This window comes from Yimella radicis, from assembly GCF_054778255.1.
Map to the genome: position 1 here is coordinate 98,440 of NZ_BAAGZR010000025.1, position 14,122 is coordinate 112,561.

At 68.2% G+C, this 14,122-nt stretch carries 16 protein-coding genes and 1 tRNA gene; 6 read left to right on the top strand and 11 right to left on the bottom strand.

The genetic code is table 11. From position 1 onward, the window contains the following. Nucleotides 1–43: 43 nt before the first annotated feature. Complete coding sequence (locus ACYU8W_RS13410; protein WP_239702378.1) at nt 44–400, top strand: MscL family protein; 357 nt, start codon at nt 44–46, stop codon at nt 398–400. A 67-nt stretch (nt 401–467) separates the two neighbouring features. Here the strand turns inward: ACYU8W_RS13410 and ACYU8W_RS13415 are convergent, their stop codons facing one another. From ACYU8W_RS13415 to ACYU8W_RS13425, 3 genes are read right to left on the bottom strand one after another with little or no spacing between them, the layout of a single operon-like run. Next, nucleotides 468–638 carry a hypothetical protein gene (locus ACYU8W_RS13415; RefSeq protein ID WP_239702379.1) on the bottom strand — a complete coding sequence of 57 codons (171 nt, stop codon included), beginning with the start codon at nt 636–638 and terminating at the stop codon, nt 468–470. Next, on the bottom strand, nt 638–4,324 hold the full coding sequence (locus tag ACYU8W_RS13420; protein WP_499469818.1) for a hypothetical protein: 3,687 nt from the start codon (nt 4,322–4,324) through the stop codon (nt 638–640). The genes ACYU8W_RS13415 and ACYU8W_RS13420 overlap by 1 nt, the downstream gene beginning before the upstream one ends. A gap of 2 nt (nt 4,325–4,326) precedes the next feature. Continuing rightward, the gene (locus ACYU8W_RS13425) at nt 4,327–5,991 is read right to left on the bottom strand and encodes a substrate-binding domain-containing protein (protein WP_499469820.1); all 1,665 of its coding nucleotides are present in this window, start codon (nt 5,989–5,991) and stop codon (nt 4,327–4,329) included. A 134-nt stretch (nt 5,992–6,125) separates the two neighbouring features. On the opposite strand from ACYU8W_RS13425, the gene ACYU8W_RS13430 reads away from it, so the two are divergent. The 5 genes from ACYU8W_RS13430 (at nt 6,126) to ACYU8W_RS13450 (ending at nt 8,954) form a co-directional block, all read left to right on the top strand. Then, nucleotides 6,126–7,484 (top strand): AI-2E family transporter, encoded by a 1,359-nt coding sequence (locus ACYU8W_RS13430; RefSeq protein ID WP_499469822.1) that lies wholly within the window; start codon nt 6,126–6,128, stop codon nt 7,482–7,484. Between the two features lie 68 nt (nt 7,485–7,552). Then, nucleotides 7,553–7,628, top strand: a tRNA-Arg gene (locus tag ACYU8W_RS13435). Between the two features lie 158 nt (nt 7,629–7,786). Beyond that, the gene (locus tag ACYU8W_RS13440; protein WP_499469823.1) at nt 7,787–7,969 is read left to right on the top strand and encodes a hypothetical protein; all 183 of its coding nucleotides are present in this window, start codon (nt 7,787–7,789) and stop codon (nt 7,967–7,969) included. 234 nt (nt 7,970–8,203) lie between these two features. Beyond that, nucleotides 8,204–8,593 (top strand): hypothetical protein, encoded by a 390-nt coding sequence (locus ACYU8W_RS13445; RefSeq protein WP_499469825.1) that lies wholly within the window; start codon nt 8,204–8,206, stop codon nt 8,591–8,593. A gap of 28 nt (nt 8,594–8,621) precedes the next feature. After that, entirely contained in the window at nt 8,622–8,954 is a 333-nt protein-coding gene (locus ACYU8W_RS13450) for a hypothetical protein (RefSeq protein WP_499469827.1), read from the top strand. 909 nt (nt 8,955–9,863) lie between these two features. Here ACYU8W_RS13450 and ACYU8W_RS13455 read toward each other — a convergent pair. The 8 genes from ACYU8W_RS13455 to ACYU8W_RS13490 all read right to left on the bottom strand — a co-directional run bounded on the left by ACYU8W_RS13455 (nt 9,864) and on the right by ACYU8W_RS13490 (nt 14,000). Beyond that, nucleotides 9,864–10,472 (bottom strand): hypothetical protein, encoded by a 609-nt coding sequence (locus ACYU8W_RS13455; protein WP_499469828.1) that lies wholly within the window; start codon nt 10,470–10,472, stop codon nt 9,864–9,866. A 322-nt stretch (nt 10,473–10,794) separates the two neighbouring features. After that, entirely contained in the window at nt 10,795–11,469 is a 675-nt protein-coding gene (locus tag ACYU8W_RS13460; protein ID WP_499469830.1) for a hypothetical protein, read from the bottom strand. A 243-nt stretch (nt 11,470–11,712) separates the two neighbouring features. Beyond that, nucleotides 11,713–12,609 (bottom strand): hypothetical protein, encoded by an 897-nt coding sequence (locus ACYU8W_RS13465; RefSeq protein ID WP_499469832.1) that lies wholly within the window; start codon nt 12,607–12,609, stop codon nt 11,713–11,715. Nucleotides 12,610–12,620: 11 nt separating this feature from the next. Then, complete coding sequence (locus ACYU8W_RS13470; RefSeq protein ID WP_499469834.1) at nt 12,621–12,965, bottom strand: hypothetical protein; 345 nt, start codon at nt 12,963–12,965, stop codon at nt 12,621–12,623. Nucleotides 12,966–13,097: 132 nt separating this feature from the next. Then, on the bottom strand, nt 13,098–13,319 hold the full coding sequence (locus ACYU8W_RS13475; protein WP_499469836.1) for a hypothetical protein: 222 nt from the start codon (nt 13,317–13,319) through the stop codon (nt 13,098–13,100). Next, complete coding sequence (locus ACYU8W_RS13480; protein WP_499469838.1) at nt 13,316–13,579, bottom strand: WhiB family transcriptional regulator; 264 nt, start codon at nt 13,577–13,579, stop codon at nt 13,316–13,318. The genes ACYU8W_RS13475 and ACYU8W_RS13480 overlap by 4 nt, the downstream gene beginning before the upstream one ends. Then, nucleotides 13,576–13,728 carry a hypothetical protein gene (locus tag ACYU8W_RS13485; RefSeq protein ID WP_499469840.1) on the bottom strand — a complete coding sequence of 51 codons (153 nt, stop codon included), beginning with the start codon at nt 13,726–13,728 and terminating at the stop codon, nt 13,576–13,578. The genes ACYU8W_RS13480 and ACYU8W_RS13485 overlap by 4 nt, the downstream gene beginning before the upstream one ends. Then, the gene (locus tag ACYU8W_RS13490) at nt 13,725–14,000 is read right to left on the bottom strand and encodes a hypothetical protein (RefSeq protein WP_499469842.1); all 276 of its coding nucleotides are present in this window, start codon (nt 13,998–14,000) and stop codon (nt 13,725–13,727) included. The genes ACYU8W_RS13485 and ACYU8W_RS13490 overlap by 4 nt, the downstream gene beginning before the upstream one ends. Nucleotides 14,001–14,122: the final 122 nt, after the last annotated feature.

Here is a 14,122-nt window from a genome sequence, read left to right on the forward strand (position 1 = left end):
AAGCACCGAAGCACAAAGACCCCGAAAAGAGAAGGAAACAGCCGTGAGTGGCTTCAAGAAATTCCTGTTGCAGGGCAACGTCGTCGAACTCGCTGTTGCGGTTGTCATCGCCACCGTTTTCGCCAAGGTTGTCGACGCCTTCGTCAAGATCATCATGGACCTCATCGGCAAGGCCGGCGGGACCCCCGACTTCTCCAACTACAAGCCGGGCGGCGTGAGCGTGGGTAACTTCCTCACCGCGCTGATCGGCTTCCTGATCGTCGCCGCCGTCGTCTACTTCGGCGTCGTCAAGCCGTACGAGGCTTTCAAGGCCCGCTTCATGAAGCAGAAGGAAGAGGACGACGTGACCGAACTCAGCGTCCTCACCGAGATTCGCGACGCCCTGCGCATGGGCCGCTGATCACCCAGCACCACAACAGGAACGGGCGCCCCGATCGGGGCGCCCGTTCTTGTTCTTCGTTGCCTCACTACTCCCAGTGCGGCGGACGCTGCTCGTTGAGCCAGGTCTCGTGGGCCCGGTCGCGCGGCGTCAGATCCTCCTTGGCCGGTTCGTCCGCACGCGGCTCCGGGCCGGATTCGCCGCCGGTCGCCGGTCGCACCACCCGACGGTGCTTGCGTCGCCGCGGCTGCTCGGTCACTACGCCCCGTCCTGCGTGCGTGTGGCGACCTCAGCCAACCGAGCAATCTGCTGGGCGGGGTCACTGAAGACCTCACCCAGCGCCAGTCGCTCGTACCGCCAGCCGCGAGCGCGCAACTGCGCCGGACGCACGAGATCGCGATCGCGTACGTTGCCGAGTTCGGCTAAGGCGACGGCGTCGGTGTCGACCACCAAGGGCTCACCCTCGACGATCACCAGGTCGACCGCCGGGCGAGACGTGCCCGCCCCCGGCCGAACGGTCAGACCCTCGCCGCGCAACCGGCGCGCGAGGTCGCCGATGCACGGGTGTGCCGGTTCGTCGACGGGTTTACTCAGGGGCCGATCCAGCACACTGCCGGTCGAGGCGGTGCGCCGACGGCGAGACTGTTTGCTCTTGCCCGCCGACCCCGGCGGGCCGGCGGTCCGTTCGGCCCCGCCACCGGTGGCCGCGTGAACGAGCAGGTCGCGGTACATCTGGGCACCGCGGCTGTGCAGTCCGGCCACGGCGACGTCGTCCGCCCGGAACGCGCTGACGACGACGAGTTGTTCGCGGGCCCGCGTGGTGGCGACCAGCAGGGCACGCTCGCCCCCGTCGTCCAACACACGCGCCACCGCGCCGACAAGTCCGCCGTCCTCGTCCACCCGGCACCCGGTGCTGAGCACGACGACGTCACGGGTGAAGCCCTGGGCGCGTTCGGCGGTGCGCACGATGAACGCTTCGGCGGAGTTCTCCTCCAACAGCGCCCGTACCCCGGGATCGGTGACTGCGCGTCGCGCCAACTGGGCGTTCAGTCGCTCGGCGTGCTCGTCGGTCAGTGCCACCACCATCAATGACCCGCGTCCAGGACGTGCAGCGTGACTGCTCACGACGTCGACGACGCGGTCGAGCTCGTCCTGACCCGCCGCGGTGATGTCCAGCCTGATGACCCGGCCGTCGGTCGGAGCGGGGAAGGTGCGCACCTTCGCGCCGTACGCCTGGATGTTCGCGAAGTCGAACAGCCGCCCGTCGCGCGATCGGTAGTGCGTGCCCAGTTCGATCGCCGGTACGAGCCCGGTGAGTTCGTCCAGGATCGAGGGGGTCGGTCGTGCACCGGCCGGGGTGCGCGCCGCGTCGACCGCGAACCGACTCGGTCGCAGCTGACGCCGGTCACCGAACAGGACGGTCTGCGCACCGCGCCGAACCGCCGGCACCGCCTCCGCGGTGCTCATCCGGGACGCCTCGTCGATCGCGACGACGTCGAACCAGACGCCCGCCGGGACGTGGGCGGGTACGAGCAGGGGACTCATCGCCCAGCACGGCATGAGCGCCATCATCAGCTCGGGTGCAGCCGGCAACAGGTCCCGCAGGCTGGCCCCGCGGGCCAGACCCTGTTGGACGTCCCGCACCTGCTCAGGCAGGTTGCGTACGACGAATCGCAGACGTTCGTCCAGCTTGGCGCGCACGAAGCCGGCGCGTTCCGCGCGGCGCTCCTGCTCATCGGCCGCGTACTGGTGCAGCAGATCGCGGATCTGCTGACCGCCGGCATCAGTACCCTCGGCAGGATCGTGAAGATGAGCGAAAAGCGAAGTCCACCAAACGAATTCGAGTTCGGGCACAACCTCGTCGGGGCTGACCTGCCGGTGCGCGAGTTCGTCGACGAGGTCGCCGAGTCCCTGCGCACGCAAGGCATCGATGTCGGCGGTTACCTCGGGGATGACGCCGAGTCGTTCGATCGAGTGCGACAACCGTCCCAGGCGAGCCTGCAGCGAGTCGAACGACTGGTCGAGCAGGTCCCCGCCGTCGGCGGTGGTGGACAGTCGCTGCCCGAGCCACTCGAGTTCGCTGCGCATCTTCTCGTGGGCGGCGACCACGTCGGCCAGACCCTTCGGTGCGGCCGGCCGGGAACCCTTGCCCGCGATCCGGCGCCACGTGACCCGCTGCCGCAACGCCTGCACCAGCACACCGTGCAGATCGGGACGCGGTCCCGGACGCAGCAACTCCTGCGCCTGCGCGACCAACCGGCGCCGTTCCATGACCCCGACCGTCGAGTCGTGTTCGCGCCGGTAGTGGCGGTCGCCGGTAGCTGCGGCCAGGTCGCCGAGCGGCGCCTCGAACACCTCGGGGCGGAAGACTTCGAGCGTGTCGGTCACGTGCTGGAGCAGCTCGAGGCACTCCTCCTCCTCGCGCATGTCGGCGGGTGAGGGCAGGCCGACCTGGTCGAAGAGATCTTCGACCAGCGCACGGTGCGCGCCGAGTCGCTCGTTCGCCAACTCGGTGACGCTGTCGCGCGTCCGCTGCGCTTGCTGCGGACCGGCGATGGCGGCGCCGTACCAAGGGTCGTTCTCACCGCTGGTCGGCCACGCGCCCTTGCGCGCGACGGCCAGCAGGCGGCGTCCGGCTTCGTCGCGCTGCGCGGGTGACAGCGCCAGCAGGTCGCCGCCGGCCAGCCGGACATGTGAGCGCGGTGATGGACGCCGATCGCCCAGCGCGGTGATCGCCTCGAGGGTCTGCGCCAGCGAGACCTGCCACGGCGAGTGCAGCCGGTGCATCCGCTGGTGGTGCTCCTGCAACTTCTGCGCGAAGACCGACGGGTTCCGTTGCACCGCAGGGGGTTGCACGGACGAGGCGATCGCTTCCTGAATACGCCGGTTGAACAGTTCCTCGAACTCAGGGCCCGGACGCCCGTCGCTCATGTGTGCGACAAGGTCGCCGAGCCCGACCTCGGTCAGCCGACTGTTCACCGCTTCGATGGCGGCGCGCTTGTGACTGACCAGCAACATCGGCCGGCCCTGCGCCGCGAGCGCAGCGACGAGGTTGGCGATGGTCTGGGTCTTGCCGGTACCGGGCGCCCCGTCGACCGTCAGGTGGGCGCCGGCGAGCACAGCGCTGAGCACGGCTTCCTGCGAGGCGTCCGATGCCAGCACGCCGTGGGCTTCGGACAGCCCGGTGGGGTCGGGCTCCGGCGGCACTGCGCGGATCGCGTCCAGCGCGTCCGGGTCACCGCTGAGCGCATCCAGCACCGGGTGACCGGGAGCGTGCTCGTCCATCAGGTCACCGACGAGGTCGGCCTTGCTGAGGTTGAAGGTGCTGATGATCTGGCGACGCTGGATCTCGAAGCCGGGCACCGCGGTGCACGCTCGGCGTAGTTCGTCGAACACCTGTCGCGGGTCCGACGGTGAACTGGCGCGGGCGAGCGCGGTCAACGCGTCCTCGTCGACCTCGATGCCGTAGGCCTGCCGTAGGTACGCAACCAGCGCCGGGTTGACGATCGCGGGACTCGTGACCTGGATGAGCAGGTCGTCCGGGTGCCCGGCGACCCGTTGCAGGCGCACCCGGCGCAGCAGCACCGGGGCGAGCGGAGGCGTGCCGCTGCCCCGCACCTTCCACCCGGCCAGGCCGATACCCATCCAGCAGGAATCGATGCCGCGGTCCTCCTGCAGTTCCACGACCTTGGCCTCGATCATCCGCAGCCGGCGCGAGGCCTCGGCGTAGGCGTAGGACTCCCGCACCACCTGCGACAGACGGGCGCTGCCGGAGGAGAACAGGCGAGCCACCCCGGCCGGGTGCGCGGTGGTGAGTTCGAGCATGCCGCGTCCGCGGTCGTCGAACCACAACAAGGTGTTGGGTCCGCCGATACCGGTGAGCTCCTCGCGCCAGCCGGCGATGTCGTGCGCGGAACGGTCGTCCGTTGCGGTGGTGTCGGTCATCGTCAGCTTCGGTGCAGGAATGCGTCGACGAACACGGTTGAGATCTCCGAGGGGTCCTTGGTCACGTAGGACAACCCGTCGGTTGCCCTCGCGATCTGCTTGAGCGCGGCCGGATCGGTGTCCCGGCCCATCGAGATGGCGACCAGCTTGATCGGCTTGTCGGGTTTGTAGGCGCCGCCGAGGTTCTTCAGCAGCTGCTGGAGACTGAGCCCGCCACCCGGGTCGTCGTTCTTGCCATCGGTCATCACGACGATCGAGTTGACGTAGCCGTCTCGGTAGCTCTTGGTCGCCGCCTGGTACGCCGCCCAGATCGAGTCGTACAGACCGGTGTCCCCGTTCTTCTCGACCAAGGCGGGTAGCTGTCCGAGCTTGTCGACCATCTTCTGCTTGTGCGCGTTGCCGGCCGGGGTGTTACCGATCTCGGCGACCTCGGGAACGATCGCCAGATAGTCCTTGCCCTTGCCGTCGAGGTCGGTGCTGAACGCCCAGGCACCGATCTGAGTCGTGCCCGGGAGCGCGTTCAGTGCGAGTTTCGCGGTGCTGGCGAGCAGGTCGATCCGGCTCTGCTTCGGCCCCACCTCGGCGATCATCGAGCCCGACACATCGACCAGGACGAGCATGCGTGCGTCGCGTGCGAGGTCACCCCACGACTTGACGGCGCTGACGTTCTCGGCGCTCTTGGGCGCCGCCACCAGCTTGATGTCGGAGGGAAGTGCCGAACTGTCCGGCGCCTGTCCCCCGGGCACCCGGAAGCCCGCCTTGTTCAGCGCCGACTTCGCCTGCGCGCTGCGCAGAGAGGCGAGCAACGCATCGATCGCGTTCTGCGGTGCGGAGGTTGCCTTGACCGGACGCACGAACGGGAAGTCGAGCTGCGGGACGCCTTCCTGCGGAATCAGCGGCCGCAGCTTCTTGTCCGGGTGGGTCCGGTCGAACTCGAGCAACTGTTGTTCCGACAGCGGGTATGCGCGTGCGGCGTCCGACCCCTGCACAGCGCGGCCGGCCAGCGACTCCGGCGAGAGGGTCGAACGGCTGAGTCGAACGATCGAGCGCAGCAGGTCGGTGCGTTCCTGACGGGTGCCCGATCCGCGGTTCGCGACGGTCATCGCGGCGAGCGCGGTCGAGGAGACACCGGTGTCCTGAACGGTGACCGGGAGATTGCCGGCGCTGAGGAGCTGCGCCCAAGTCGGGGTCTTGTCCAAACCGGGCACGGAGGACTGTGCCTGCGGCACGCCGACGACCACGGGACTGCCGGCGATCGAACCGGAGTTTCCGACCCAGCCCGCACCGAGCTTCGCCGTGGCGTCGTCCACCCACATCGAGGAATCGGGGATCCACACGTCCGGGATGCCCTGGCCGCCCGCCTTCACGGCCCGGTTGACGCTTTCACCCGATGCGCGGCTGACGACGTAGTCCGCGCACAGCGTGGGGTTGGACTCCAACGCATCCACCTGCTCGAAGACGACTGGGTACAACTCCGGGGTCACCGACACGGACACCTTCGCCGGCTCGGCGCAGGACGCGACCTCGTCCGACGAGCCGACCATCGCCGAGACCGCGCCACCGGTGCCGAGGGTGAGCGCGAGCAGTCCGGCGCCCGCGGCGATGCGCTTGTGTCGCGCAGGGCCGGCGGACGACGGCGCAGCTGTGGATACCGAGGAGTCACTCATCGTTCCGGTAGGTTACCTGCCCGTTCCCGCGCTAGTTCCCCGTTGCGCCGATCGAGGTGGTTCAGTGGGGACAGCGTCCGGCGCCGGTCCTCATCCTCGGGGCCGGCTCGGACTTCGCCGCTTGAAGGAGAACAATGCTGAAACGCTTGGGCTTGTCCCGCCTGGGTACAAAGCTCGCGGGCCCCAAACAGAAGCCCACGCGTCCGGACGAGGACTCCGGCGACGGCACCGCCAAGGTACGGCCCCGCATCCTGGGCGAGCGGGTGGCTGCCGGGTCGAAGGTCGCGAAGGCGCGCACGACCAACGAGGGCGTCGACCGGGCCATGGTCATCGGACGAGGCATGCGTTGGACCGCCGGCTGGGCTCTGAGAACGCTGCTGATCCTGGCCGCCCTGTGGGCCGTGCTGAAGATCGTGGGCATCTTCTGGTCGGCCTTGCTGCCGGTGTGCCTGGCGCTCGTCATCGCCACCGTGTTGTGGCCGCCGACCCGCTGGCTGCGTTCGCGCGGCTTCTCCCCCGCGGCCGCCGCCGTCACCAGTCTGCTCGGCGCAATCGCAGTGTTTGCGGCGATCATCGCGCTGATGACGCCGATGGTGAGTTCGCAGGTGCCCGAACTGACCAGCAAGTCGATCGACGGGGTCAACAAGATCCAGGACTGGCTCGAAGGCCCACCGTTCAACGTGCAGCCCGAGCAGATCGACAACGCGGTCAAGGCCATCACCGACAAGCTGCAGACATCCGGCGACAAGATCGCCAGCGGTGTCTTCACCGGCGTCACGACCGCCGGACACATCCTGGTCAACCTCATCGTGGCCCTGATCCTGTGCTTCCTGATGATCAAGGACGGACCGCACTTCCTGCCGTGGCTGCGCTCGATCGCAGGACGCGGCGCCGGCGCCCACTTCACCGAGATGCTCACCCGCGTGTGGCAGACCCTGTCGGGGTTCATCCGGACGCAGGCCCTGGTCTCTGCGGTGGACGCGTTCTTCATCGGCCTCGGTCTGGTGGTGCTCGGCGTCCCGCTCGCGCTGCCCTTGGCGCTGCTGACCTTCTTCGGTGGGTTCGTCCCGATCGTCGGTGCGTTCGTCGCCGGGACGCTCGCGGTGCTGGTGGCGCTGGTGACCAAGAGCGTCACGACCGCGTTGCTGGTGCTGCTGATCGTCCTGCTGGTGCAGCAACTCGAGGGCCACATCCTGCAGCCCTTGCTGCAGAGCCGTTCGATGGAGTTGCACCCTGCGCTGGTGCTGCTGTCGATCGCGCTGGGTGGCCAGTTGTTCGGCATCGTCGGCGCCTTCTTCGCCGTGCCTCTCGCCGCAACGGTCGCGGTGACACTGCGCTATCTGGGTGAACAGATCGACCTGCGAACAGGTGACCTGTCTCCGGACGAACTCGAGCCACTCACACCCGAAGGGCGGTACGCGGCCGAGCAAGCTGCCAAGGACACTCATCCGCCCGCCAAGGACGACCTGGCGGACAAGCTGGACGAAGTGTGAGTCGCCCGGTGAGTTCGGAGGTTCGACCACCTGCGAACTAGACTGCTCCGGCCGGGTATCCGGCCCCCGCCCTCGTAGCTCAGGGGATAGAGCACCGCTCTCCTAAAGCGGGTGTCGCAGGTTCGAATCCTGCCGGGGGCACCAACGTTTAGGCCCGTCATTCCGCGGAAAATTCAGGGAATGGCGGGCCGTTTTCGTGCACTCATGCAACATCGGTGCAACAGGGTCCGCGATTCCGAAGAAAGTGACCCCGCGACGGGTGCAACCGTCCGGGGTCTGACGACAGAACTGGAGGTTCTGACGTGGGATCGATCGTATCCGCATGGGTGCACTTCTGCACCCACCTACAGGGCGCGGCGCTGCTTGCCGTCTTAGGCTCGCTCATCTGCTGCGCGCTGCGCATCCACTTCTTGACCCATCGGACGCGGCCCGAGGTCGAGCAGCAGCCCGCCGCTGCGCCCGAGGTTGGCGGGTGGGCAGCATGATCGCCTGCCAGCAGTGCGGCGCGACGGTGCCGACGATCGAGGCAGCGCGGGCAGCCCGTTGGGAGCCTGTCCGAGGCTGGGCACGGCCACTCGGGCAGCCAGTGACCGCCTCCGAGCCATTCGCGTGCCCGTCGTGCATCCTCGCCACGATTGACGCGGCTCTAGAGGCGCTGCGGTCGGTTCGGTCGGCAGCATGACCGCCGTCACCTTCCGCGCCCGGCTCCGGTGGTCGGCGTGACCTGGCAGGAGAAGCGCAACGGCTGGATCGGCGTCGAGGCGCAGGCGGTCCTCGTCGCGGACTTGCTCGGCCTGCTGGTGGGCGGCGTTGAGGCTGAGGTTGTCGTCACGGACCGAGGTCAGGAGGTCGGGGGCGTAGTCGGCAATGACGCCGCACACGCGGAACATCTCGGCTTCGCCTCGCGAGTTCGCAGAATTCTGCGAACCCTGCGCCCATCGCCCGTTGACGTACCCGAGCGCTCCGACGCCGTAGCGGTCCAACTCGCTTGGTATGAGGGCGAACTCGCCCTGCACGTCCGAACCGATGAATGGGCCGTGCTCACCAAGCGCACAGCACTCGACGTTGCTGCCTCCGTCATCCGGCTCGCCAGTCAGATGCCCGACTAAACACCAACCCAACCGAAAGGAACCAGCCATGCCCGCACGACGCATCACGCCGATTGAGCTCCGGATCACCGAAGGGTCGAACGATCTCTACTTCTCCGAGAACTCCGACCTTGACGACCTCATGGCGACCACGCGCCCGACGTGGCCCCGGCTGCCAGTGAACGCCGCAGGCGGTTACGTCCTCATCGCCCTGGACTGCGACGGTGCCTTCGATCAGATCGTTGTCGCACCGCCCGCCGGGTCGGATCACTCGCACACCGTCGAAATGATGCTCAGCGCCCGCGACGCAGCGCATGAGGTATATCGCGCTCTCGACTACATCGGGTCAGGCAACGAGGTGCCCTCGCTCTACGACAACTGAGAACGATTCTCGCGGCGTCCTCCCTCACGGTCCTAGCCGCCAATCAACTCAGCGACCGCCTCGACAAAAGTCCTACAGCCGCGCGTGCGGGGAACGCGGTAGCACGTAGTCAGTAGTCCGGCCGGATGCCCTACGTGTCCAGCACAGCCTGCTCTCATCTCGGGAGCGGGCTAGGAGTGTTGGCCCCTTCCGAGTGGGGTGGCTGGATCGGGGGTAACCCTGGTGGGGGATGCCAGAACTCTGCCCACCGCCAGGTGGTCCGCGCCTGCGAAGTGAATGCCGATGACGACACCCGCGCCCAATCCCTGCAGGTCGGGAAGCCTGCCGCCCCCGTCCGCCGAGAAGTCGCCCGACCTAGTCGATAGGAACGACTACGTCCCGACTGCCGCCCCCGTCCGCCGAGAAGTCGCCCAATCGTCAAATGACGATTCGCCGCTGACGATCACCCTGCCGCCCCCGTAGTCGAGCGTGCGGCAATTCCGCACAGGTGGAAAGTTGTTTCCACCTCGGCTGCCGCCCCCGTAGTCGAGGTGAGGATCGATCCTGGTTCGGGCTCCGCCGGAGACCGAACCAAAGCAGGGAACACGCACCGCAGACCTCGGCATCACCTGCAATGGGCTGCGCGTCCTTGACGTCGGTCTTCTGCGTCTCGAACAGCAGTAGTCGGACCTCACAGCACCGTCACTGTTCCGCGCCGCTCGCCGGGTGCCGATCGTCTCGGGCGCTGCACCTTGGATTCCACTCCCCACAGCGCCAGCGATGCCGCGATGAGAGTTGAGGAACCGGGTGCTTTGCGGTCCCACCCGAAACCGTCACCAGCAGCCATCGGTCGTTGCTTGGCACCGAGCACGGCGCGGGTGAGTTCGACCTGCCCACGAGGAGCCGAACAACACTGAGCGGCCCGCTCGCTCACCCCCTACGGCGAGTGAGCGGCGGCGGTGGCTCGCGGTGGACTGCGGACGTGCTCGCTGGTCGAGGCTCGACGTTGGCCCATCGCTGCCACCGCCGTCCGCGGTCGTCGACGAACTCGATGTCGAGGGTGGGCCTCGCTGTGTCGTCGGCTTGCCATGCAATGACTTGACCGCCGTCGTTGAGGAAATCCACGCCGACCCAGAGTGCTCGGCCAGGCGGCAGCACCAACTCACCGTTATCGGCGGCCCGGTCGTGCTGCGGGTCAAGATCGTAGGCATTGGCCGTGCCCTCTTGTGACACCCACATGCCCGCGAATCGCCACGCCGTGACCTGGTGATGCGTGAAGTAGGGGCTGACGACTCGGACGGCTCGCACGGGCCGGTCGCTCTCATTGCGTACGCGGAAATTCGCCCCACCCGCAGACCCGCGAAACGGACCCAGAACGACGATGAGTCGGGCCTGCGACTTGGCTTCGTCGTCGTGCTCGGCACGCAGCAGCGCAGTCTGCTCGCGGACGTGCCGCAACTGCCAGAACGTCACACCGAACGCAGCCGTCGTGCCGGTCGCCGCAAGCCAGGTAGGAACGTCACCCCAGTTGATACTCATGCGGCGGAATCTAGTAGGCGGCTGAGTGACTCCGGGTCGGGCTCATCCCTTCGCAAGCGGCAGGCGACGTTTTGTGCAGAACTGCGCACTTCGTTGATCCTCACCTCGACTACGGAGGCGGCAGGCTTCCCGACCTGCCGGGATTGGGAGCGGGTGTCGTGATCGGCATTCAGGTTGCGGGGGTGAGCACTCCGGCCCTTCCCATGCGGTCCGGTCGTCGGAGTGTCCGAGATGCCACGCGCGGCCGTGCAGGTCGATGGCGCAGCGCCAGCAGCGGACGGTGAGGCACGCGCCGATCGCCGGGCAGTCCAGACACACCCGCTTAGGCACGGTGTTGACGGGCGGCGGTGTCGAGCGCGGCGCGGTACTTGTGCCAGTCGATGTGCCCGCCAGCATCAGTCAGGCGTCGCGCGGCGCACCAGTCTTGTTGTGCTTCGTGGTGCCGGTCGCGAGCCGCGCAGTAGTCGGTGGCGTGATACCCGCGTCGACCCTTGGGTGCTTTGCCGTCTGGCCACCAGAGCGGATGCCACATCGACCGCAGCGCCTCTAGGGGCACGCCGTTGTCGGTCTCGGGAGGGTCCAGCGCGATTACCGCTGAGCCGGCGGCTCGGGCTGCTCGGCGGGCGCTCATTCCACGATCCGCCAACCGAGTTGCCCGAGTGCCCCTCGGGGTGAGTCCGAGGGCTTCGGCGGCGTGGCGACATTCCTGCGCCTGCCACGCCGACGCCGCGCCGGCCAGCAGCGCCGACTCGTACACGACCAACAGCGCGACAGTGCCGCGCACGGTGTCATCCCACTGGGTCGCCTGCGGTGATTCCCACAGCTCGACCCATCGGGCTTGGTCGGCCTTGGTCCAGTCGCGGCCGGCCGGCATCGGTGGCACGGGCAGGTCACACCCTGCGGCGGGTAGTTCGATCAGTGCGACTCGGGCACCACTGCTCACCGGGCGGCGGTGCTCCCGGCTGCGGGGCTTGCCCACGTTCCTCGGGGTCGGCATGGGGGTCTCCTTGGGTCGATGTTTTCCGGGGGTGCTGGATGGTGTTGTTGAGGTCGAGCGGGTCGCGCACCACCGAGACGCCTCCCCAGCGGGCGGTCTGTGTGCGACCCACCAAGGGGGGCCTGGGGCGGGTGTTCGGTCTCGGTGCTGGTGCTGGTGCTGGTGTTCGTGGCTGTCCACAGGTGCCGGGCGCGTCCTTCGCGCCAACGTCCAACGCGCCCGGCCGTCTGTGGTCGTGGGTCGTTACAGCGACCCGGTGTTGAGGCGGTTCTGCCAGGCGTCCTCGGCCTGCTCGATGCTCGGCACCCACACGTCATCGCGGGCAGCGACTGCGATCAGACGATCGACGCTCGGCATGTCGAACTCAGGTCCGGGATCGCCGGGCGTGATGTGCGAGAACTCGTACAGTCCGGTCTCGAACACCCCGCGCCACGCGTTCACGCCCTGGTCCACGCTGAGTCCGGTCGTGCCTGCCGGGTCGAGGTGCGAGGCGACCATGAGGTCACGCTGAAGCATCCGCAGTCGGTTGTACCGGCGCGCGACCGCAGGTAGGGAGGTCACAGCATCGCGCTGTGCCTTGGTCGCCTGAGCAACCGCGGCAGCGTGGTGAATGTCGAGACCGTCGAGCGTGCGGATCAATGCACGCGCCTCGGTCAGTGCCGCCTCGACTTCGGTGCGCACCGCGGTCAGCGCCTCGGGCAACGCGGCCATGATCGCAACCGGCGCACTGTCCTTGACCGTGCGGTGCAACGCATTGAGCGCGGTCGACTGTGCCTGCCCGGCCTGGTCTTCGAGCCACGCGTTCAGTGCCTGAGCGCGGAACTCCTCGGCCGTGGGCAGGGTCTCGCCGGCCAGCGCGGCATCGGTGATCTTGCGGGTCAGTGCTGCCATCCCGCGCTTGCCTTCGAGGGTGGCACCGAACACCGCGTTCCGCAGACCCTGCACCGCGGCGTCGGCTGCCAAGGCGTTCCGCAATCGGTTCGGTAGCGTAGGCAGTTCGCCGTGCGCCACGGCAGCCCGGACGCCGATCGCACTGGCTGCCTGACTGCCGATGATCGGTGCCGCACCGGGATCGATCATCGGGTCGGCATAGACGTGGCTGGTTGCGTTGAACGTGCTGGTTCGTGTGTCTGTGGTCATGGTCGTGGTCCTTACTTCTGGATGGTGGGTTGATCGACGCGCAGCCCGTTGGCTGAGCGCATTCGTGCCAGTGACGCCGCAACGGCGCCGGACAGTTGTGGTGCGACCGCAGCCGCGTGGGACGGTGCTGACCCTGGGGTCATCCGCGCCAGCGACTCGGCGACGGCCTGCTCGTTCACCGCGCGACCGGCGGGTGCAGCCTCGCGGCGCTGCTTGGTCGCGGCGACCTCAGCCGCGATGCGCTGCGCCAGGTCGGCCGGGATCGGGTACGCGCGGCCTCGCGCCAAGTTCTCTAGCTCGTCCTGGTCCCGCTTGGACCGGGCGAGGACGTGCTGCGGAAGGTTGTTGTCGCTCATGTCAGTACCTCTCGTCTGGTGGGTTGAGGGCTCTGTCGCTCGAACCTCAGTTGCGCCAGCGCGAACGCGCTGCGCCCCTGCCGCCGTCGACGTGCCCTTGCTCGGTGGGTCGGCCACTGCGCCGCCCGTGTCTCACGCATCGGTTGCGCTCCTTCTGGGTTGGTACTTCTCGGGAGGCGGCACGGTCGCCGCCAGGTCGGCCAGGTGCTCACACCCGGCCGGGGTTCTGTGCCGGCCGTGGATCTCGCACGACCACCGCACGCCGTTGGTGTTGCGCCCGACCTGCACGGTCACGCCGTCGACCACAGCGACCGCGTGACGCTCGTTCCATCGGGTCACCTGGACCGTGTTCATCCGGTCACCCCCGTCCGGCGCGAGGCACGCTCGCCGTAGTCGCGGGCCGCCCACACACCGAAGCAAGCTTTGAGTTCGTCGGCGGCAGCGGCGCACTCGGCCAGGACCGGGCAACCCGCACACCAGCGGGCGGCCTGCGCCCTGTCCTCGGCGTCCTCCGACAGCCACAGTTCGTGCGCGCCGGGTTCACCGCAGCGTGGGAGCGTCCCGGCGTCAGTGAGCCGCGCTAGCGCGCACGTCAGCGCCTCGGCTGCAGTCACGGTCGCGCCTCCCGGTCGAGGTCGAACCGGGTGAGCATCGCTAGCGCGGCACGGTGCTGCCGGGTGCGTTCGATCACGCGGCCGACGATGTATGCGTCAGCGGTGACCACCAGCAGCGTGCCGATGTGCAGGGCATCCAGGGCGTTCACTTGTCCGCCTCGGTGATCGCGTGGTGCATCTCGCCGATGAGGTCGCTGGGGTCGGTCAGCACGTAACCGCCTCGGTCGTGTCGCCCGTGCGTCTCGCACTCGCTTGGGCAGTGGCCGGCGCGGTGTCCGAGGTAGGACCGCACAACCTCGGGGTTCGGGTCGGTTCCGCCTCCGTGGCTGTGGACGTGGCTGCAGTGCGGGCAGACCAGCCGCAGAGTCCATCGGCCGCCGGTGTAGACGGCGACAGAAAGCGGTGCTTCGGGGTTCTTCACTTCGCTCTCCTTCGGGGTTGTGCGCTTGGTGAGGTCAGCCCGGCGGCGCTGGGCCTTGATGAGCCGGTGGTCGACGCGCTCCGCCCAACAGGTCGAACAGACCGCCGGTCGGTTGTCGGTGG